This is a genomic window from Nocardia sp. NPDC004860, assembly GCF_040609015.1.
Lineage (GTDB): Bacteria > Actinomycetota > Actinomycetes > Mycobacteriales > Mycobacteriaceae > Nocardia.
In genome coordinates this window covers 137,704-158,227 of record NZ_JBEXJI010000016.1, presented here as the reverse complement: position 1 = coordinate 158,227, position 20,524 = coordinate 137,704, and the positions used below count along the sequence as shown (strand labels likewise).

Annotated in this window: 18 protein-coding genes; 9 read left to right on the top strand and 9 right to left on the bottom strand. The window is 69.2% G+C overall.

Annotation, left to right across the window (positions count from 1 at the left end):
• Window positions 1–103 precede the first annotated feature (103 nt).
• On the top strand, window positions 104–2,347 hold the full coding sequence (locus tag ABZV44_RS26815) for a phosphocholine-specific phospholipase C (protein WP_354841829.1): 2,244 nt from the start codon (window positions 104–106) through the stop codon (window positions 2,345–2,347).
• A 49-nt stretch (window positions 2,348–2,396) separates the two neighbouring features.
• On the opposite strand, the gene ABZV44_RS26810 is transcribed toward ABZV44_RS26815, so the two are convergent.
• Both ABZV44_RS26810 and ABZV44_RS26805 read right to left on the bottom strand, forming a co-directional pair.
• A complete protein-coding gene (locus ABZV44_RS26810; protein ID WP_354841711.1) occupies window positions 2,397–3,149 on the bottom strand; it encodes a hypothetical protein in 753 nt (250 codons plus the stop codon).
• Between the two features lie 6 nt (window positions 3,150–3,155).
• Complete coding sequence (locus tag ABZV44_RS26805) at window positions 3,156–4,604, bottom strand: lipase maturation factor family protein (RefSeq protein WP_354841709.1); 1,449 nt, start codon at window positions 4,602–4,604, stop codon at window positions 3,156–3,158.
• 286 nt (window positions 4,605–4,890) lie between these two features.
• On the opposite strand from ABZV44_RS26805, the gene ABZV44_RS26800 reads away from it, so the two are divergent.
• Entirely contained in the window at window positions 4,891–5,022 is a 132-nt protein-coding gene (locus ABZV44_RS26800) for a hypothetical protein (RefSeq protein WP_354841706.1), read from the top strand.
• Here the strand turns inward: ABZV44_RS26800 and ligD are convergent.
• Window positions 5,019–6,014, bottom strand: coding sequence for a non-homologous end-joining DNA ligase (gene ligD / locus ABZV44_RS26795; protein WP_354841703.1), 996 nt, complete (start codon window positions 6,012–6,014; stop codon window positions 5,019–5,021). The genes ABZV44_RS26800 and ligD overlap by 4 nt on opposite strands.
• Before the next feature lie 81 nt (window positions 6,015–6,095).
• Here ligD and ABZV44_RS26790 point away from each other — a divergent pair, with 81 nt between their 5' ends.
• Window positions 6,096–7,712, top strand: coding sequence for an FAD-binding protein (locus ABZV44_RS26790; protein WP_354841701.1), 1,617 nt, complete (start codon window positions 6,096–6,098; stop codon window positions 7,710–7,712).
• A gap of 21 nt (window positions 7,713–7,733) precedes the next feature.
• Here ABZV44_RS26790 and xdhC read toward each other — a convergent pair whose 3' ends face one another.
• Genes xdhC through ABZV44_RS26775 form a run of 3 tightly spaced genes read right to left on the bottom strand, consistent with a single transcriptional unit; the run spans window position 7,734 to window position 12,371 of the window.
• The gene (xdhC, locus tag ABZV44_RS26785) at window positions 7,734–8,561 is read right to left on the bottom strand and encodes a xanthine dehydrogenase accessory protein XdhC (protein ID WP_354841699.1); all 828 of its coding nucleotides are present in this window, start codon (window positions 8,559–8,561) and stop codon (window positions 7,734–7,736) included.
• Window positions 8,554–10,923, bottom strand: coding sequence for a xanthine dehydrogenase molybdopterin binding subunit (gene xdhB / locus ABZV44_RS26780; RefSeq protein ID WP_354841696.1), 2,370 nt, complete (start codon window positions 10,921–10,923; stop codon window positions 8,554–8,556). The genes xdhC and xdhB overlap by 8 nt, the downstream gene beginning before the upstream one ends.
• Window positions 10,923–12,371 carry an FAD binding domain-containing protein gene (locus tag ABZV44_RS26775; RefSeq protein ID WP_354841693.1) on the bottom strand — a complete coding sequence of 483 codons (1,449 nt, stop codon included), beginning with the start codon at window positions 12,369–12,371 and terminating at the stop codon, window positions 10,923–10,925. Before ABZV44_RS26775 ends, xdhB begins: the two co-directional genes overlap by 1 nt.
• A 397-nt stretch (window positions 12,372–12,768) precedes the next feature.
• On the opposite strand from ABZV44_RS26775, the gene ABZV44_RS26770 reads away from it, so the two are divergent.
• On the top strand, window positions 12,769–14,160 hold the full coding sequence (locus ABZV44_RS26770) for a nucleobase:cation symporter-2 family protein (protein ID WP_354841690.1): 1,392 nt from the start codon (window positions 12,769–12,771) through the stop codon (window positions 14,158–14,160).
• A gap of 4 nt (window positions 14,161–14,164) precedes the next feature.
• Here the strand turns inward: ABZV44_RS26770 and ABZV44_RS26765 are convergent, their stop codons facing one another.
• Window positions 14,165–15,172: a bile acid:sodium symporter family protein gene (locus ABZV44_RS26765; RefSeq protein WP_354841826.1), complete on the bottom strand. Its 1,008-nt coding sequence runs from the start codon at window positions 15,170–15,172 to the stop codon at window positions 14,165–14,167.
• Between the two features lie 83 nt (window positions 15,173–15,255).
• Here ABZV44_RS26765 and ABZV44_RS26760 point away from each other — a divergent pair, with 83 nt between their 5' ends.
• The 3 genes from ABZV44_RS26760 to ABZV44_RS26750 all read left to right on the top strand — a co-directional run bounded on the left by ABZV44_RS26760 (window position 15,256) and on the right by ABZV44_RS26750 (window position 17,846).
• Window positions 15,256–16,125: a LysR family transcriptional regulator gene (locus tag ABZV44_RS26760; RefSeq protein WP_354841687.1), complete on the top strand. Its 870-nt coding sequence runs from the start codon at window positions 15,256–15,258 to the stop codon at window positions 16,123–16,125.
• 168 nt (window positions 16,126–16,293) lie between these two features.
• Entirely contained in the window at window positions 16,294–17,541 is a 1,248-nt protein-coding gene (locus ABZV44_RS26755) for a glycosyltransferase 87 family protein (protein WP_354841685.1), read from the top strand.
• Window positions 17,542–17,651: 110 nt separating this feature from the next.
• A complete protein-coding gene (locus ABZV44_RS26750; protein WP_354841682.1) occupies window positions 17,652–17,846 on the top strand; it encodes a hypothetical protein in 195 nt (64 codons plus the stop codon).
• Window positions 17,847–17,867: 21 nt separating this feature from the next.
• Here ABZV44_RS26750 and ABZV44_RS26745 read toward each other — a convergent pair whose 3' ends face one another.
• Window positions 17,868–18,206, bottom strand: coding sequence for a helix-turn-helix domain-containing protein (locus tag ABZV44_RS26745; RefSeq protein ID WP_354841679.1), 339 nt, complete (start codon window positions 18,204–18,206; stop codon window positions 17,868–17,870).
• A gap of 69 nt (window positions 18,207–18,275) precedes the next feature.
• On the opposite strand from ABZV44_RS26745, the gene ABZV44_RS26740 reads away from it, so the two are divergent.
• Both ABZV44_RS26740 and ABZV44_RS26735 read left to right on the top strand, forming a co-directional pair.
• Window positions 18,276–18,602, top strand: a complete 327-nt coding sequence (locus tag ABZV44_RS26740; protein ID WP_213557582.1) for a hypothetical protein — start codon at window positions 18,276–18,278, stop codon at window positions 18,600–18,602.
• A 7-nt stretch (window positions 18,603–18,609) separates the two neighbouring features.
• Window positions 18,610–19,251, top strand: coding sequence for a cysteine hydrolase (locus ABZV44_RS26735; RefSeq protein WP_354841676.1), 642 nt, complete (start codon window positions 18,610–18,612; stop codon window positions 19,249–19,251).
• Here the strand turns inward: ABZV44_RS26735 and ABZV44_RS26730 are convergent.
• Window positions 19,235–20,509, bottom strand: a complete 1,275-nt coding sequence (locus ABZV44_RS26730) for a cytochrome P450 (protein WP_354841673.1) — start codon at window positions 20,507–20,509, stop codon at window positions 19,235–19,237. The genes ABZV44_RS26735 and ABZV44_RS26730 overlap by 17 nt on opposite strands.
• Window positions 20,510–20,524: the final 15 nt, after the last annotated feature.

The following is a 20,524-nucleotide window of genomic DNA, read 5'->3' as shown; positions in this document are numbered from 1 at the left end:
GTAGCGTCTGCGGCGCCGCGATGGCTGGGGACAGACGACGGATCGGAGATTTCTGATGGGGCGTGGATTCGCCAGGACGAATCGGCGAACGGTGCTGGGGTCGATGCTGGCCGCGGGCGCGGCGGGGGTGACCGGGCTGCCGGAGGGCATGGCGGAGGCACTGGCGGAACCGGGGCGCTCGGGTTCGTTGGATCAGGTTCAGCACGTGGTGATCCTGATGCAGGAGAACCGCTCGTTCGATCACTACTTCGGAACCATGAGCGGCGTCCGGGGTTTCGGTGACAAGCGCGCCGTCAGGCTGCCCACCGGCGGCTACGACCCGATCCTGCAGGCGGCCATGGACACCGTCCTCGCCGGCGGACCCGGGACCGATCTGGGCAGTGGGTCGGCGGGCACCGGGAGTGCCAGTGGATCGGCGAGCGGATCGGCCAGCGGATCGGGCAGCGGGAGCAGCAGCGGATCGGCGGGCGGCGACAACCGGGACGCGTTCCATCAGCCGGATGCGTTCAGCAGCACCGGATTCCTGTTGCCCTGGCACGTCGACACCAGCCGGGTGGACGGGCAGGATCTCGGCGATCTGGCGCATGACTGGAACACCACGCACATGGCGTGGGCCGATGGCGCCTACCACTCCTGGATCGCGGCCAAGTCCAAGATGACCATGGGCTACTTCACCGAGGCCGACATTCCCTTCCATCGCGCGCTGGCCTCCGCGTTCACCATCTGTGATCACTACTTCTGTTCGATCCAGGGACCCACCACCCCGAATCGGCTGTTCCACTGGACCGGCACCATCGACGCCGCCGGCCGGGCGGGCGGACCCGCCGTGTCCAATCCCCCGGACTATCGGCCCGTCTACACCTGGACCACCTATCCGGAACGCCTGCAGCAGGCCGGAATCTCGTGGCAGGTGTACGCCGACTCGCACAGCGGCGGCGACTTCCTCGCCGACTTCGGCGACAATCCGCTGTGGCTGTTCCGCGCGTATCACGACGCGGCGGCCTCGTCCGATCCCGCGGTCCGCCAGCTGGCCGATCGCGCCAAGGTGACCACGACCGGCATGACGCCCGCACCGGCCGGCACCGACGGCACCAATGTCGATTACGTGCTGCAGCAGTTCATTTCCGATTGCGCCGCCGGCACCCTGCCGCAGGTGTCCTGGGTGGTCGCGCCCGCCGGCTACTCCGAGCATCCGGCCTACCGTCCCGCCGACGGCGCCGCCTACATCCAGCGCGTCCTGCAGGCCCTGTGGGCCAACCCGAAACTGTGGGAGTCGACGGTCCTGCTCGTCAATTACGACGAGAACGACGGCTTCTTCGACCACGTAGTGCCGCCGACCGCGCCACCCGGCACCCCCGACGAGATCCTGCCGTCGCTGGAGATCACCGGCACCGACCTGAATTCCGGCTCGGCGACGCTCGGGCTCGCCTCGGGCTCGGCGACCATGGACACCCTGATCAGCCGGGCCGGGGCGCTGCTGGGCGGGCAGTCGCCGATCGGCCTGGGACCACGGGTACCGATGCTGGTCATCTCACCGTGGAGCCGCGGCGGCTACGTGAATTCCCAAGTGTTCGATCACACTTCGGTGCTGCGCTTCCTGGAGCAGTGGACCGGCGTCGTCGAACCCAATATCTCGGCCTGGCGGCGCGCGGTGTGCGGCGACCTCACCAGCTGCTTCGATTTCGGCAGACGCGACACCAGTATTCCCACCCTGCCCGACGCCAATGCCGAGCGCGCCCGCGCGGCCGGTCAGAAGAACCTGCCCAAGCCGACCCCGCCCTCCCCCGCCGGACAGCAGATGCCGGTCCAGGACGCGGGCCGCGCCAAGGCCCGGCCGCTGCCCTATCAGCCGGTCGCCTGGGTGGAGGTCGCCGGGAACGCCGCGACGGCCAGGTACGGCAATCAGGGCACGGTGGCCATGCCGTTCCAAACCTTTGCCTACCACGACAATTCGATCCGGCAGACCGTGGTCGCCCCGGGCGGCAGCGCCCAGGAGCGATTCCAGCTCGGCGGCTCCTACGACTTCGCGATCCACGCCCCCAACGGATTCCTCGTCGAGGCCGCGGGCAACGCCGATACCGCGGCGCTCACCGCCACCGCCGCCGTCGGTGGCACCACCGATCAGCCCACGTTCATCGTCACCGTGAGCAATGCCGGCACTTCGGCACTGACGGTCCAGGTGAGCGGCGGTTCCCCGGCCACGATCGACGCCGGATCCAAACGCGATATCACCGCCCCGCTCGACCAGGGCTGGTACGACCTGACGCTCAGCCTCTCCGGAAACTCCAACTGGCGCAGGCATTTCGCCGGTCACCTGGAGAACGGCAGCACGAGCAGCACCGCGTAGTCGCGGCGCACGGCCTTCGGATCGGGCCTTCCGGATCCGAAGGCCGGCTTCAGGATTCGAACGCCGCGGCGCGCCAGCCAGGGAGAGCGTCGGGGTTGGCTCGCAGGTATTTGAGGGACTGCTTCATGTAGACACGGGGGTTGGTATCGAGGTGGGCCGACCAGGCGGGGCGCGGGTCGCCGCGCATGACCGTCCAGCAGGCCAGGGCGTAGCCGTACATGGGCTGGGAGAGGTAGCCCAGGCGCTGGGAGCGCCAGCCACGGCTGTTCTGCGAGAACTGGAAGGCCGCATTGGCATTGAAGACGCCGAGGCCGAGGTAGACCGTGGCCAGATCGGTGAGTTGTTCGCCGTCGTGCCGGTCCGGTGCGATGCGCTGCTCACCGAGCAGTCGCTCATGGGCGAGTTCGTGGGCTACGGTCGCCACCAGCGTGACCGGTGAGCGCAGCCGCGCCAGTTCGAGCGTCACCACCGCCCGCCCGTGCTCGAGCCGGTAGTGCCCGGCCTCGCCGCGGGCCGCGCCCTCCAGCTGCATGAGCTGGTCGGGCGGCGCCGCACCGGCCGGATCGAGTTCCACGACAATGCGATCCCGCCCCACCCCCATGTACCGGACCACCCGCTCCACGACCGCGAGCGCCTGCGATTCGGCGCCCGAGTAGGTGTCCGGGAAGTAGTCGGAGGTCGGGAGGATGACGGGGGTGCGCAACGTCCTGGTACCGAATTGGGTGGCGCACCAGGACAGCATCTCCTCGACCCAGAGCCGTTCCACCTCCCCCACCGGGCAGCGCGGCCTGAAGAAACCCATGCCGCATTATGTCCGGGTCACGCGCGAGATGCGCGGCGAGAACATCGGCGGCGCGTATTCGCCGACCAGGGTGCGAACCCACCAGGCGTGGGTCTCCAGCAGTTCACGGGGACTGGTGAAGCGGTACTCGTAGAGCCGGGCGCGGATGTAACGGGGCGGGACGTCCGGGAAGGGATTGCGGCGCAGCAGGCGCAGGGTGGCGGGGTCGTTGCGCAGCAGGCGCTGGAGGAGACCGTCGAACCACGGCCGGGCATAGCTGGACGAGTGGGCCGCGAACCACATGAGCCAGTCCAGGCGCAGGTGGTACGGGGCCCACTGGCGGGGCAGCCGACGGGGGTCGCCGGGCTTGCCCTTGAATTCGTATTCGCGCCAGTGGGTGTGGGCGGTGAGCGCGACTTCGTCGGTGCCCTCGACGACCACCTCGTAGCGGATGCGGTCGACGACGCCGAACGCGCCGAACGTGTTGATCAGATGGAAAGGATTGTAGGACTGGTTCATTCGCTGATGACTCGACAGCATATTGCGGACCGGCAGGTAGCTGAGCACCACGGTGCAGGCCACGAAGACGAATACCGGCACCGTGAACCAGAGCGGCGAGTCCGGCAGAGCCGGTGCCGCGGGTATCGGAAACACCTTTGCCACCGCGGAATCGGAGACGGCGGACCAGGCGAGCACGATGACCAGCCAGTTGAGGAAGGCGAAGTTGCCCGACAGCACCAGCCACAGCTGCGTGGCGATGATGATTCCGGCGGCCACGCTCGCGATCGGCTGTGGCGCGAAGAGCCCGAAGGGCACCACCAATTGCGCAACGTGATTGGCCCCCGCCTCGATCCGGTGCAGCGGCCGCGGTAGCTGATGGAAGAACCAGCTCAGCGGGCCGGGCATGGGCTGGGTCTCGTGGTGGTAGTAGAGGCAGGTCAGATCCCGCCAGCAACTGTCACCGCGCAATTTGATCAGTCCCGCCCCGAACTCCACCCGGAACACCAGCCACCGGGCCAGCCACACCACCAGCACCGGCGGGGCCACCCGGTCGTTGCCGAGGAACGCGACCAGGAAACCGGCCTCCAGCAGCAGCGACTCCCACCCGAACGAATACCAGACCTGCCCCACATTGACGATCGACAGGTACAGCACCCACACCAGCAGCCACACCACCACGGCCGCCCACAGCGGCAGCAGATCCGCGACCCCGGCCACCAGGGCCGCGGACACCGCCGCCCCGCTCCAGGCCACCGTCGCGAAGAACCGGTCGGTGTAGTGCAGCTGAAAGATGCTCGGCGCCACCCGGAACGGTCGCCGCGCCACGAACCGCGGTACCGGTAGCATGCCGTGTTCCCCGGTCAGCGCCCGGAACTGCCGGGCCGCCGCCACGAACGCGATCAGATAGATGGCCGCGATCCCGCGCTCGATCACCTGCCGCGCGAACCAGTATTCCGGTGCGATGAACCACTCCATCCCGCGCCTCCTGCGCCGGCCGTGTCACCTCGGGCACTCAGTCCGTCCACTTGGAAGCGTACTCACCGCTCGCGCGCACCGGCCCGGGTCGCTGACCCGGGCGGCCGTTGACTCCCCGCCCGCCTGTAGCCGCGGACGCAGCCGCTGCACGGGCCGGACCCGCACGCCCCACTGCACGGTTCACTGCTCCGCGGCCGGACGGGTCTGTCTGTCGGGTGTTCGGCGGACACCGCGGCGTCCGCCGGGATGCCATGCCTGGCTCGAATCCGGTTCGGTACGTGACCGGGTGCTGCGCGAAGCCGACCCGACCCACGCCGCGGTCGCGCAGGAGGCGATGTCGCCGGCCATCCGCTTCCGGCACGCCGCCTGCCTGCTGCTCACCGTGGTCCATCTGACCGGCGGAACCGACGAGCTCTAGTCGCCGCCGTCCTCGTCGAGGTCGACGTCGATCCGGTCGCGGTCGGCCCACTCCAGCAGCGGTTCGATGTCGAACACCGCCTCGTCGATGCCGGCGTGCAGGTCGCCGAGTTCGGCGTAGCGCGCGGGCACGGTCTTCATGGTGAAGTCGCCGGGGTGCACCTCGGGAATCTCGTTCCAGCGGACCGGAGTCGACACCGTCGCCTCGGGCACGCCGCGCACCGAGTACGCCGCGGCGATGGTGTGGTCACGCGCGTTCTGGTTGTAGTCCACGAACAGCTGGGCCGGGTCGCGGTCCTTGCGCCACCAGGCGGTGGTGACGTCCGCGGGCGCGCGCCGCTCCACCTCGCGGGCGAAGGCCAGCGCGGCCCGGCGCACCTCCTGGAATCCGAAGCGGGGCGCGATGCGGACGTACACGTGTAATCCCTTGCCGCCGGAGGTTTTCGGCCAGCCGACCGCACCCAGCTCGTCGAGCACCTCGTGCACGACCCCGGCCACCCGCCGCACCCGCGACCACGGACAGTCCGGCATGGGGTCGAGGTCGATACGCCATTCGTCGGGTAGTTCGGTATCGAAACGGCGCGAGTTCCAGGGATGGAACTCGACCGTCGACATCTGCACCGCCCAGATCACGTCGGCGAGCTTCTCGACACAGAGTTCGTCGGCGGTGCGGCCGTAGCGCGGGAAGTACAGCTGGACAGTCGGAATCCAGTCCGGCGCACCACCGGGCAATCGTTTCTGGTGGACCTTGCCGCCGGGCAGGCCCTTCGGGAAGCGGTGCAGCATGCACGGCCGGTCCCGCAAGGCGTTGACGATCCCGTCGCCGACGCTCAGGTAGTACTGCACCAGGTCGAGCTTGGTCGCCCCGGTCTCCGGGAAGTACACCCGATCCGGATTGGACACGCGCACCGTGTGTTCGCCGACCGGCACCTCGATCGCCGGTGCGGCTGACTTGCTGGCCACCCGTCCGACGGTAACCGGCCTTCCGGTCATCCGCGACCGGCTCGCCGCGAACCACACACCGAACTAGAACACGTTATAGTTCACCTCGCTGGGATTTCTTCACTCGGGAAGGTGGACGCAACGGTGCGGACCTGGGACTATTCGGCCGATGTGGTGGTGGTCGGATACGGCGGCGCGGGTGTCGCGGCGGCGCTGGCCGCGCGGGAGTCGGGCGCCGACGTGCTCGCCCTGGACCGCTACCTGGGCGGCGGGGCGACGGCGCTGTCCGGCGGAATCGTGTACGCGGGCGGCGGCACCTGGGTGCAGCGCGCGGCCGGGGTCGAGGACGACGTGGAGAACATGCTCGCGTATCTGCGCGCCGAGGTCGGCGACACCGTGAGCGAGCGGACACTGCGCAGGTTCTGCGAGGAGTCGCCCGCACTGATCGATTGGCTGACCGGGCACGGGGTGCCGTTCCAGCCGTCGCTGTGCCCCTTCAAGACCTCGTACCCCACCGACGACTACTACCTGTACTACTCGGGCAGCGAAAACTCCGGCGGCTTCCGGGAATTGGCGCGACCGCGGCAGCGCGGGCATCGCGCGCACGGACGCGGCGTGTCCGGCAAGAAGCTGTTCGGTCCGCTCGCCGAGTCGGCGGCGAAACACGGAGTGCGCGTTCGAACCGGTACCCGGGCAACGCGACTCGTGGTCGAGGACGGCCGGGTGGTCGGCATCGAGGCGACCACGATCAGCGGCGCGCCCGCGGCGGTGCAGCGCAGGTTCGCCGCGCTGGCCCGGATATCGGCGAAACCCGGTGTGTACCACCAGGGTTTGCGCAAGTCGGTGCAGGCGCTGCTGGCCCGCATCGAGCGGCGCTACGGGGCGCCGGTGCGCATCCAGGCGCGGTCGGGTGTCATCCTCACCACCGGTGGCTTCATCGCCAATGGCGCGATGGTCGCCGAGCACGCGCCCGACTATCCGTGGGCCGAGGGCCTGCCGCTGGGCACCGCCGGTGACGACGGCAGCGGTATCGCCATGGCCCAGGCGGCGGGCGCGGCCACCGGTCGCATGGACGCGCTGTCCACCTGGCGTTTCATCGCCCCGCCGAGTGCCTACTTCGGCTCGATCGCGGTGGATGCCAACGGGCAGCGCATGATCGACGAGTCCCGCTACGGCGCGGCGCTGGGCGCGGCCATCGCCGCCGGTCCGGGGCATCGGGCCTGGCTGCTGGTCGATGCGCGGCTGGCCGCCGAGGCGCGCCGCCAGATCGGGAAGCAGTCGGTGTGGTTCCAGCGCATGCAGGCCGAGCTACTGCTGCGGTTCGGCAGCGTGACCGGCCGGACCGTCGAGGAGGTCGCGGCCCGGGCCGGTATCGACCCGGCGGCCCTGCGCAAGACCGTGGACGCGCACAATCGCGCCATCGAGCAGCAGCTGCCCGACCCCATGGGCAAGCCCGACGACATCCGCCACCCGTTGCACGCGGGACCCTTTGCGCTGCTGGATATCTCGTTCAAGTCCCGGCTGACCTACCCGATGCCCATGCTCACCCTGGGCGGGCTGCTGGTGGACGAGGAGACGGGCGCGGTCCGCACCGAATCCGGCGCGGCAATCCCGGGTCTGTTCGCGGCGGGCCGGGCCGCGGTCGGGGTGTGCTCGAACTCGTACGTGAGCGGCCTGTCCCTGGCCGATTGCGTCTTCTCGGGCCGCCGCGCCGGCACCCACAGCGTGGAGCTGGCGGCCACGCACTGAGCCCGGCGGCCGGCCGCGGCGTCAGTCGGTGGTGCGCGCCCCGAGTTCGAAGGTGCGCAACAGATCCGCCGCGACGCTCACCGCGATGACGGCGGGTTCCTTCCCGGTGATATCGGCCAGCCCGATCGGAGTCTTGATGCGGCCCAGGGCTTCCGGCGAGTGACCGCCCTCGGTGGTGAGCCGCTTCCGGAACCGCGCCCACTTGGCCGGGGATCCGATCAGGCCGATGGTGCCGAGGTCGTCGGCGCGCAGGGCGGCATCGCAGAGGGCGGCGTCCTCGGCGTGATCGTGGGTCATGATCAGGACGTGGGTGCCGGGCGGCAGCCGGTCGAGGACCTGCTCCGGCAGCAGCGGCGTGTGATGGGTATGGACCCGGGCGATGGCGTCGTCCAGCGGCGCGAGCCGTTCCCCGGTGAGCACCTCGGGCCGGGAGTCGATCAGGTGCAGGTCGACATCCTGACGGGCCAGGATGCGGGCCAGTTCCAGCCCGACATGACCGACCCCGAAGATGGCCACCGCCGGGCGCACCGGCAGCGGCTCGAGCAGCACGGTCACCGTGCCGCCGCAGCATTGGACGCCGTGCTGACCGACGACCTTGTCGTTGAGGGCGAATTCCATCAGCTCGGGTTCGGCGTGCGGTTTCGCGATCAGCTCGCGGGCGCGTTCGACGGCGACGGCCTCGACATTGCCGCCGCCGATCGAACCCCAGATATCGGACTGTCCCACCACCATTTTCGCGCCCGCCCGGCGCGGCGCATGGCCGCGCACGGACGCCACCGTCACCAGGACGCCGGGTTCCCGCCGGTCGCGCAGTCGCGCGACCGCGGACACCCAGGTCAGGTCACGCACGGGCGGAAACGCTTTCCCCGGTGGCGAATTCGCGGGCCCGCCGGGCCGCGTCGAGGGCCCAGTACACCGCCTCCGGCGTGGCGGGCGCGCCCAGCTCGACGCTCACCCCGTCCGGTCCGAAGGCCGCGGCTGCCTGGCGCAGTGCCTCGCGCACCGAGAACGCCAGCATGAGCGGCGGCTCCCCCACCGCCTTGGACCCGTACACCACGCCCTCCTCGTGCGCGTGCTGCAGCAGGGTGACATTGAAGACCTCGGGCATCTCCGAGAAGCTGGGCAGCTTGTAGGTGCTCGCCGCCTGGGTGAGCAGCCGCCCGCGGCCGGGTCCGTCACCGGTGTCCCAGCGGATGTCCTCGAGCGTCAGCCAGCCCGCGCCCTGCACGAAACCGCCCTCGATCTGGCCGATGTCGATGAGCGGGGACAGGCTGTCGCCGACATCGTGGACGATGTCGACGCGGCGGATGTGGTACGCGCCGGTGAAGCCGTCCACCTCCACCTCGGCGGCGGCGGCGCCGTAGGCGAAGTACTTGAACGGCGAGCCGTGCATGGTCTTCGCGTCCCAGTGCAGGCCCTCGGTGCGGTAGAAACCGGCCGCGGACAACTGAACTCGCTGCAGATAGGCCGTCCGGCACAGCTCGTTCCACTCGACGGCCTCGTCACCGGGGCCCAGGGCGCGGGCGACGCCGTCGGCGATGCGGACGTCGGAGGCATGGACTCCCAGCCGGGCCGCCGCCACCTGCAGAAGGCGCTCGCGCAGCTGCTCGCAGGCGTTCTTGATGGCCGCGCCGTTCAGGTCGGCCCCCGAACTCGCCGCGGTCGCGGAGGTGTTGGGCACCTTGTCCGTTCGCGTCGGCGCCAGCCGCACCTTGTCCAGCGGGATGCCCAGCGTGGTGGCCGCCACCTGCAGCATCTTGGTGTGCAGGCCCTGCCCCATCTCGGTGCCGCCGTGATTGATCAGCACCGACCCGTCCTTGTAGATCAGCACCAGCGCCCCGGCCTGGTTGAAGGCCGTCATATTGAACGAGATGCCGAACTTGACGCCGGTGACGGCCAGCCCGCGCTTCACGTGCGGATGCGTCGCGTTGAAGGCCGCGATCTCCCTTGTGCGCGTGGCGATCTCACCGCGTTCGAGCACCTGGTCCCAGGTGGCGGTGATACGTTCGGGGTGGCGCACCTGCTGCCCGTAGGGCGTGGTCTGCCCGGCACGGTAGAAGTTGCGGCGGCGCAGTTCCATCGGATCCAGGCCGAGCAGCGGTGCGCACCGGCCCAGCAGGTCCTCCATGACGAGCATGCCCTGCGGACCGCCGAAGCCCCGGAAGGCGGTATTGGACGGCTTGTTGGTCTTGGCGATGCGACCGGTGAAGCGCGCGTTGGGAATCCAGTACAGGTTGTCGACATGGCAGAGCGCGCGGGCCAGCACCGGTTCCGAAAGGTCCAGGCTCCAGCCGCCGTCCGAGGTCAGGGTGGTGTCCAGGGCCTGAATGTGCCCGTGGTCGTCGAATCCGACCCGCCACTGCGCGTGGAATCCGTGCCGCTTGCCGGACATGGTCAGGTCCTGGGTTCGGTTGAGCCGCAACCGGACCGGACGCCCGGTGAGGGTCGCGCCGAGCGCCGCGATGGCCGCGAAGCCATGCGGCTGCATCTCCTTGCCGCCGAATCCGCCGCCCATGCGCAGGCATTGCACGGTCACCTCGTGACTGTGCAGCCCGAGTACGTGGGCCACGATCTCCTGGGTCTCCGACGGATGCTGCGTGCTGGACTGCACGAACACCTGCCCGCCCTCGTCGACATGCGCCAGGGCGGCATGGGTTTCGAGGTAGAAGTGTTCTTGATCGGAGAAGTGGATTTCACCGGTGAACACGTGCGCCGAGGCCGCGAACCCCGATTCGAGGTCGCCGCGCTGCACCTGAGGATGTGCGCCCTGGAAGCTGCCGGCCGCCACGGCTTCCTCGATCGTGATCAGCGAGGGCAGCGGCTCCAGCTGCACCTCGACCTCCGCCGCGCCCAGCCGCGCGGCCTCCAGGGTCTCGGCCAGCACCCAGCAGACGGCGTGGCCGTGGAAGCAGACCTCGTCGGGGAACAGCGGCTCGTCGTGCTTGACGCCGGCATCGTTGATGCCGGGCACGTCCGCCGCGGTGAGCACCCGCACCACGCCCGGCACGCGCAGCGCGGGCGCGGTGTGCAGGGCCGTGATGCGCGCGTGTGCGTGCGGCACCTGCACCGGGTACGCGTGCAGCACATCCTTGGTGCGGTACACCAGGTCGTCGGTGTAGAGCGCAGCCCCGGTGACGTGCAGGGCGGCGCTCTCGTGCGGCAACGCCACACCCACCGCGGGATTCTCGGGTCGTTGCGACAGGTGGCTCATCACAGCACCCCCGCGAGTTCGGTGGTCTCGGCGAACAGCTTGCGCAGGCTCTCCCCGAGCATGGCGCTGCGATACCGCGCGCTGGCGCGGTGATCGTCGAGCGGAGTGCCCCCGTCCCGCAACACCTGTGCGGCGGCGATCACGGTCGATTCGGTCCAGGGCCGGCCCACGAGGGCCGCCTCGGTGTCGTAGGCGCGCATCGGGGTGGCGGCCACACCGCCCAGCCCGATGTGCGCGGTGCGGACCAGACCGTCTTCGATGTCGAGCGCGAAAGCCACTGCGACGCTGGAGATGTCGTCGAAGCGGCGTTTGGCGATCTTGTGGAAGGCGGTCACCGGCGCCAGCGGCAGTGGAATCCGGACGGACTTGATGAGCTCGTCCGGCCGCCGCACCGAGCGCCGATAGCCGGTGAAGTAGTCGGCCAGCGCGACCTCGCGCTCACCGTCGGCATCGGCCAGCACGACCGACGCCGCCAGCGCCAGCAGCACCGGCGGCGCGTCGCCGATGGGCGAGCCGGTGCCGAGGTTGCCGCCCAGGGTGGCCGCATTGCGGATGAGCCGGGAGGCGAACTGCGGGAACAACTCCGACAGCAGTGGCACCCGCCCGGCCAGGCGGCGTTCGATCTCGGTGAGGGTGAGCGCGGCGCCCAGCTCGATCCGGTCCGCGCCGATGGTCAGCTCACGCAGTTCGGGCAGCTGATCGACGGCCAGCGTGTATTCCGCCCGCCGGCCGCGGAGGTTCACCTCGACGCCCACGTCGGTGCTGCCCGCCACCACCGTGGCGTCCGGGTGCTCGCGCAGCAGCCGGAGTGCGTCGGCGAGGGTCGCGGGCCGGACGAAACGCTGCCCACCGGAACTGAAGTCGGTCGCCACCGGTTGCGGCGGGTCGGAGGCCAGCCGCCGGGCCAGTTCGTCATCGGCCTCGGGCTCGCCCACCGCGAAGGCGGCATCGCGGATGGGCCGGTAGCCGGTGCACCGGCACAGATTGCCGCTGAGCGCGTGCAGATCGAAGCCATTGGGCCCGGTCTCGGCATGCGCGCAGTCGGGTGCGATCTCGTCCAGCGCCCGCCGATCCGGCCGGTAGTACTCCGCGGCCATGCTGCACACGAATCCCGGTGTGCAGTAACCGCATTGCGATCCGCCGCGCACCGCCATCTCACGCTGCACCGGATGCAGCCGCGCGGGGCCGCCCAGGCCCTCGGCGGTGACGATCTCCTGTCCGTCCAGCGCGACGGCGGGCACCAGGCAGGCATTGATCGCCACCCATTCGGTCGGCTCGGCCACTCCCGGCCGGGCCACCAGCACCGAACACGCGCCGCATTCGCCTTCCGCGCAACCCTCCTTGCACCCCGTGAGACCGAGCTCCCGGAGAAAGTCCAGCAGAGAAGTATGCGGCGCGGTGGGAGAAATCGTCGTGGTCTTCCCGTTCACCGTCATGAAAATTGCCATTGCAGGCTGCCTTCTACATCGAGTGCACTATCCAGTGTTCGCGGATTAATTCCGCTCGTCGAGAAAGCCGTGCCTCAGCAGCCGTGCGCCACCCGGCCTGGCACCCACACCGTCCGGTGGGCGAGGCGACGCAGGTCGGAATTGGTGGACATCCGGTCGCCTCCTGCCTGTGACCACGGGTTACGAGGCCCCGAACCTACGTCGCGGCACGATATTCGGTCAACACGAGGGGCCGCGCGCCGCGGGATTCTGTAGGAAAATACGAAGGTGGCCGGGAGGCGCGCCGAGCCGGCTGGACAATCGAACAATCTGCTGCGGGACAGGTATTTCCTGCGCCATCATTCGGGTCGTGGTCGCGGCCTGTTCGGGCCGTTGTTCACGCGTTCCAGGAGGCATCATGCAAATGCGCTTTTCGCGCCCCTCCCGTAAACCCGATATCGGCGTCGCCCGGCCCCGGCATCCGGTCGACGAAATCCCGCCGCCCCCACGATTGGCGCTGCTGGGCCTGCAGCACCTGGCGATCATGTACGCGGGCGCGGTCGCGGTACCGCTGCTCGTCGGCGGGGCGCTGAAACTGCCGGCCCACACCATCGGCCTGCTGGTCAATGCCGATCTGCTGGTCTCCGGCATCGTCACCATCATCCAGTCGGTCGGCATCGGCCGGATTCTCGGTGTGCGGCTGCCGGTGGTCGCGGGCGCGACCTTCACCGTGGTCTCGCCCATGATCCTGATCGCGCAGCAGTTCGGTGGCGGCGAGGCCGGGCTGCCCACCGTCTACGGCGCGATCCTGGTGTCGGGCGTGTTCGGTCTGATCATCGCCCGCTTCTTCGCCAAGGTGGTGCGGTTCTTCCCGCCGCTGGTGTCGGGCTGCGTGATCTGTGTGATCGGGCTGTCGCTGATCGGCGCCGACGCCGGGCTGATCGCCGGCGACGACCCGAAAGCGGCCGACTACGGCCAGATTTCACATATCGCGCTGGCCGGGCTGGTGATCGCGCTGATCGTGGTGATCCACCGGTTCGCCCGCGGGCTGATCGCCCAGCTGGCCGTGCTGATCAGTGTCGTGATCGGCACGCTGGTGGCGGTGCCCATGCATCTGGTCGACATGTCGGCGGTCGGGTCCTCGGGCTGGTTCGCGATCTCGCGGCCGTTCGTCTTCGGCGCCCCCGAGTTCCATCTCGGCGCGATCATCTCCATGTGCGTGGTCATGCTGGTGACCTTCACCGAGTCCACCGCCGATATGGTCGCCGTCGCCGAAATGGTCGACAAGCAGCTCGAGCCCGCGGACCTGGGACGCGGCCTGGCCGCCGACGGACTCTCCGCGGTGCTGGCCGGATTCATGAACTCCTTCCCCGACACCGCCTTCGCCGAGAATGTCGGCCTGGTCGGGCTGACCGGCGTGCGCAGTCGCTGGGTGGTCGCGGCCTGCGGCGGCATGCTGGTGGCGCTGGGGCTGGTGCCCAAGGTCGGCAGTGTGGTCGCGGCACTGCCGGGTCCGGTGATCGGCGGGGCGGCCACGGTCATGTTCGCCATGGTCACCGCGGTCGGGCTGCGGGTGCTGCACAAGGTCCAGTTCGAGGGCACCAGCAATATGCTGATCATCGCGGTCACGTTGTCGGTGGCACTGCTGCCGGCGGTGGCCCCGAACATCTACACCAAGTTCCCGGCCGACTTCCAGATGATCGCGGGCAGCCCGATCACCTCGGCCGTGATCGTGGTCTTCGTGCTCAATCTGGTCTTCAACCACTGGGGCGCGAGCAAAACCGGCACACCGGTGAACGAGGCGCACTGACCCATCACACCGGTTCCACTGCACCGCTGGGCAACTCGGCTTCCACCGGGTCCGCCCGGCGGGCATAGCGCTGGGCCAGAGCCGCGCAGGTGAAGAGCTGGATCTGGTGGAAGATCATGAGCGGCAACACGATCAGGCCGACCGGATGCCCGGCGAAGAGCACCGAGGCCATGGGCAGGCCGGTGGCGAGGCTCTTCTTGGAGCCGCAGAAGGTCAGCACGATGCGGTCCGCGCGGGAGAAACCGAGCAGGCGGCCACCCAGCGTGGTGAGGGCCAGCACCGTGGCCAGCAGGGCCGCGCAGACCAGCACCGTGGACACCAGCACCCGGGCCGACAGATCGTGCCAGATGCCCGCTGTCACACCGGCACTGAACGCCGCGTAGACGACCAGGTAGACCGAGCCGCGATCCACCGTCTTGGTGGCGGCCGGATGGCCGAGCACCCAGCCCAGGCGGGGGCGCAGCAACTGCCCGGCCAGGAACGGCAGCAGCAGCTGGACCACGATGGCGAGCACTGCCGACGGTGAAACATGCACGCCCGCCGTGGTTTTCATGCAGGCCATCACGAGCAGCGGGGTCGCGAAGACGCCGATCAGATTCGACAGCGAGGCGCTCACCACCGCGCCCGCCACATTGCCGCGGGCCATCGAGGTGAAGGCGATGGAGGACTGCACCGTCGAGGGCACCAGGCACAGGAACAGCACACCGGTGTACAGGTCCGGGGTGAGCACGCTCGGCACCAGCACTCGCAGGGCCAGGCCGAGCAGCGGGAAGATCACGAAAGTGGCTGCCAGCACTCCGGAGTGGAGTCGCCAGTGCCGCAGTCCGGCCAGGGCCTCCCGGGGTTCCAGGCGGGCGCCGTAGAGCAGGAACAGCACCGCGATGGCGATCTTGGTGGCCCAGTCCAGCACCTCGGCCACGTCGCCGCGGGCGGGCAGCAGGGCGGCCAGCGCCACGGTGGCGAGGATGCCCAGCATGAAGGAATCGATGCGGAGTTTGGCGAGGAACTGCACGTTTCGACGGTAGGAGCGCGCATGCTGATCGCGATAGTCGTTCGATCCGATATCTCTCATCGGGATACGTGATAATTACCGGCATGTTCGAACCCGAGCTGCTACGCACCTTCCTGGCCGTGGAGCGGGCCGGCGGCTTCACCGCCGCGGGCCGTCAGCTGGGCCTGCGCCAGTCCACCGTGAGCGGCCATATCGCCCGGCTGGAACAGGCCGCCGGGCGGGAGCTGTTCCGCCGCGACACCCGCAATCTGGCGCTCACCGCCGACGGCGCGGCCATGATCGGCTTCGCCCGCGCCATCCTCGACGCGCAGGCCCAGGCCCAGGCCTACTTCTCCGGTTCCGCCCTCACCGGCCTGGTCCGGCTGGGCGCGTCCGACGATGTGATGGCCCGGGCGCTTTCCGACATCCTGGTGGAGTTCCAGCGCACCCATCCGGGCGTGGATCTCGAGCTCACCGTCGGCCTGAGCGAGACCCTCAAATCCCGCATGGCCGCAGGCGAACTCGACCTGGTCTTCGGCAAGCGGCTGCCGGGCGAGCGGCACGGCACGCTGCTGTGGCGGGACCGGCTGGTGTGGGCGGGGCGTTCGGCCACAACGGAATTCGAGGATCCTGTGCCCTTGATCACCTATCCGGAGCCGAGCCTGACCCGGCAGCAGGCGTTGCGCGCGCTCGAGCACGCGGGCCGCACCTGCCGGGTCGTGTGTGTCAGCGACAGCCTGCTCGGACTGCGGGCGGCGGCCCTGGCCGGGCTCGGGGTGATCGCGCACGCGGCGGGTGTGCTGCCCGACGGGCTGGTCCCGCTCACCGACCCCCGGCTCCCCGAATTGGGGGAGCTGGATTTCGTTCTCATGCACCGCCGCACCCGGCTGGCGGATCCGGAGCAGGCGCTGGCCGACGCCATCATCGCCAATGCGCGCCGCCTATCACTCCAGACCACGCGGTCGGGCATGTGACCGCACCGTCCGCTGTGGACGGTAGGGTGCTGAGAATCCGAATTCGCGCTACGCAGAGCGCGGATCGGCCGGCCGCTGGCCGGGAGCGTCAAGGCGGGTGGGCTGAAGCGTTCGTGTTCAGCATTTCTCGAGCCCGGCAGTGTGTATCGCACATCCGAGGTGGGTTTGGTGTTGATCGGTGCAAGGACGAACGACGGTGCTGTCATTGCGGATTCCGGTGGGCCACCACCGGCGTGGCGCAGGACGACGCTGATCGTGCTGGCCTTCGGTGCGGTGCTGTCGCTGGTGCTGATCTTCACGACCGTGGATCCGTGGCTGGACCAGGTGGGTTTTCTGGCCGGCGGCTTCGACGTCCACGTGTACCGGGACGGCGCGTGGAAGATCTACCACGACCATCCGCTCTACACCGAGACGACGCATCGCGGCCTGTCCTACACCTACACGCCGTTCTCCACGCTGATGTTCCTGCCGATCCTGATGGTGCCGTGGGGCTACGTCACGAATTCCTGGCTGGCACTGAACATTTGCGTGCTCTACGGCTGTGTCCTGTTGTGCTGGCGCGTACTCGGCCACCGACTCACCTGGCGGCTCGCCGGGATCAGCGCCCTGCTGGCGGCGACGGCCATGTTCCTGGAGCCGGTGCGCACCACGCTGTACTACGGCCAGATCAATCTCGTCCTGATGGCGCTGATCCTCTGGGACTTCTCGCGCCCGGAGGGCAGCCGGTTGCGCGGCGTGGGCACCGGGCTGGCCGCGGGCATCAAACTGGTGCCGCTGTATTTCGTGGCGCAATTCCTGGTGCTGCGGCAGTGGCGGGCGGCCGTGGTGGCCGCGACCAGCTTCGTCATGACGATCCTGGTCGCCGGCGCCGTCCTCCCGTCCGATTCGAAGCAGTACTGGACCAGGACGTTCTTCCAGTCGGATCGCATCGCCCCCGATACCCAGCCGGCCAATCAGTCGCTGCGGGGCGCGATCGCCCATCTCACGGGCCATCAGGTGCCGCAGTGGCTGTGGCTGCTGATCGCCGTCCCGGTCGCGGTCGGCGGCCTGCTGCTCGCGGCGGCGCTCTACAGCCGCGGCGAGAGACTGCTCACCGTCACCACCGCGGGCCTGACCTCGTGCGCGGTCTCCCCGTTCTCCTGGAACCACCACTGGGTCTGGTTCCTGCCGCTGTTCGTCTACCTGATCAACCGTGCCGCGTCGGAACCGCGTTGGTGGTCGGCGGCCGGTTTCCTCTACCTGTCCACCGGCGCCTGGGCCTACCACTGGACCGATCGCTGGGTGGTGGTCGGCTGGTTCCTGTTCCCGCCGTCCTGGCCGATCTCGCAGATCCTCCTGAACTGCTATGTCATCGTCTACATGGTCATCCTGGGCGGCCTGATCGCCTGCCTCCGGCGCTCCCCCGACCACAGATAGGAAACCGACCGGTCGGCTATTTGACCGCATCCGTTATGGAAGAGTTGCCGAGGGTATATCCGAATCAGGCCGGGGATGGGAATCCCTCTCGCGCATACCTTTCGCGAGCGATGACCGAGGAGGACGCCATGAAGGAGCCGGTGTGCATCGATTGCTGGCGGCGTGACAACCTCACCTTCGCCCAGCGGCTGGACCCCGCCTTCATCAAGCCGGGGCCGAAGTACCGGTGCGCCATGCACCGGGCGCAGTGCGAGGCGGACGGCATCGGACCGGACCACACGGAGCGCACCGACCGCGCCGCCTGACGAACCCGGACGCGGGGCGCGTCACGGCGTCTCGATGACGAGACCCGTTCGCGCGCTCCGCTTCTCACCCCACTCGTAGAGCGCGGTCAACACCGGGACCAGACTCCACCCCTCGTCGGTGAGGTCGTACTCCACCTGCGGCGGGACGGCGGGAAATACCGTGCGCCGCACCAGCCCATCGGACTCCAGCTCCCGCAACTGCTGAACCAGCATCTTCTCGCTGGTGTCCGGCATGAGCCGCCGCAACTCCCCATACCGCCGCACCCCCTCCTTGAGGTGCGCCAGAATGACCGCCTTCCATTTGCCCCCGATCAGATCGACGGTCACCTCGACCGGGCAGTGGTAGCGCTTCGCCGGCATCTCGCCTCCGGTACTTACCGAAAAGTGCGTTCTTGTAAGACTGTAATCATGGGACTTTCATGAATTCCCATGAAGGTCATTACATTCGATCGATTCAAGCCCGGCGTCACGCTGGAGACCATCACCCCGTATCTGCCCGAGGAGGTCGCCAATGTGTGGCGGCTGTGGAAAGCGGGCATCGTGCGGGAGAACTATGCCCGCGCCGACGAGCCGGGGGTGGTCATCGTGTTCGAGGTCGACAGTGTCGAGGAGGCGCAGCGCTACGTGAACGACTTCCCGCTCACCAAGAAGGGGTTCCTGGAGTGGACGTATGTGCCGGTCACGGCGCCGCTGCCGATCGAGGCGCTGATGGACGCCTCGGTGGATGTCGCGGAACCCTACGACCGCACCCGGTGAGGCCGTCATGCGACAAGCCTACGGCCTGACCATTCCGCAGACCGTCGAGGACGTCTGCCACCCGGAACGCATGGCGCTGCTGATCTACGACATGCAGGTCGGCATCGTGGGGCAGCTGCCCGACGGCGAGAGCATCGTGAAATCCTGCGTGCGGTTGCGGGATGCGGCGCGGGCGAACGGTTTCCGCGTCTTCTACACCCGCCACATGTCGATCCCTCCGGCGGCGGCGGGGATTTCACAGCTGCGCACCGCCATGGAGTGGCAGCACGTGGACGATCCGGCCGAAGTGCGGGCCGCTTTCGCGCAGGGCTCGCCGCAGTACCAGTTGGTGCCCGAGCTGTCCCCGGGTCCCGACGAGGTCGTCTTCGACAAGATCACCATGTCCGCCTTCGCCGCGACGCCGCTCGATATCGCCCTGCGGGACTTGGGAATCGGCGCGTTCGCGGTGGCGGGCATCGCCCTGGAGGTCGGCATCGAACCCACGGTGCGGCACGCCACCGACCTCGGCTACCTGCCCATCGTGGTGACCGACGCCTGCGGTGCGGGCCACGCCGAGGCGGCCGAACGCTCGCTGGCCGGACTGGCCTTCGCGGGCGGTTCCCGCACCACCGGCACCGATGCCCTCGGCGCGCTCATGAATCGCCGCTAGCGGGCAGAATCTCGGTGTAGGACAACGGGATCGCGGCCGGTCCGCGCAGCGTGACATGTTCCCGATACGGCGGACTGTCGCAGTCGAGCCGGGGTTCGCGCACCCGCCGCGCGAATCGGGTCACGGCGATATCGGCCTCCAGCCGGGCCAGCGGTGCGCCCAGGCAGAAGTGCTGGCCGAGACCGAAGGCCAGGTGCCGGTTCTCGCGGGCCGGATCGAAACGACCGGGCTCCGCGAAGACCTCCGGATCGCGGTTGGCGGCGGCGAGCAGCATGATGATCATGTCGCCCGCCGCGATCTCGATGCCCGGCAAGGTAATCGGGTCGCGGGCGATGCGCGGAACCAGTTGCACCGGCGGGTCGTAGCGCAGGGTCTCCTCGATCACCGGCCCGGCGAAGGGTGCGGCGGTGCGCAGGATGGCCAGATGGTGACGGTGGTGCAGCAGCGCCAGGGTGGCATTGGAGATGAGGTTGACGGTGGTCTCGTGACCGGCGATCAGCAGTAGGCCGCAGGTCGCGATGAGCTCCTCGTGGGACAGCGCGTCGCCGGATTCCTCAGCCGCGATGAGCGCCGAGAGCAGGTCCGCACCGGGCCGCCGACGCCGTTCGCGCGCCAATTGTTCGAAGTAGTCGTGCAATTCGTTGTTCGCGAGTACCAGCTCGCCTGGATCGGGCCGGCCGGCCGTCGCTGTGCCGGACACGGGATCGAGGGTGCGGGCGAGCACGGTCGACCACGCCCGCAGACGCGGCTCATCGGTGAGCGGCACACCCAGCAGTTCGCAGATCACCGTGATCGGCAGCGGGTACGCCAGATCTGCCACCATGTCGAGGCGCCCGCGCTCGGCGGCCCGGTCCAGCGCGGCATCGGCGATGGCGGTGATACGCGGCGCCATCGCGTGCACGACCGCGGGGGTGAACGCCTTGGCGACCAGCCGCCGCAATCGCGTGTGATCGGGGGCGTCCCGGAAGAGGAACGAGTGGGTTCCCGCCAGCTCCCCCGCCCGGTCGCCCGCGAGATCGTGGGTGGGTGTGGGCCCCAGCGTCAGGGTCGCATGCCGACGGTCCACCACCGCCGCCGAATGCCGCAGCACTGTCGCGCAATCCCGGTAGGAGGTCAGCACGATCACCGGCCCGGCCCCGAGCCGCACCGGTCCGTGCTCGCGCATGCTGTCGTAGAGCGGATACGGGTCGGCCCGATTGGCCGGATCGAGCAACCCGGCGAAGAAGCCGGGTGTGGCCGGGGAGGACGCGGTGGTCATGGGTACCGCCTGGAG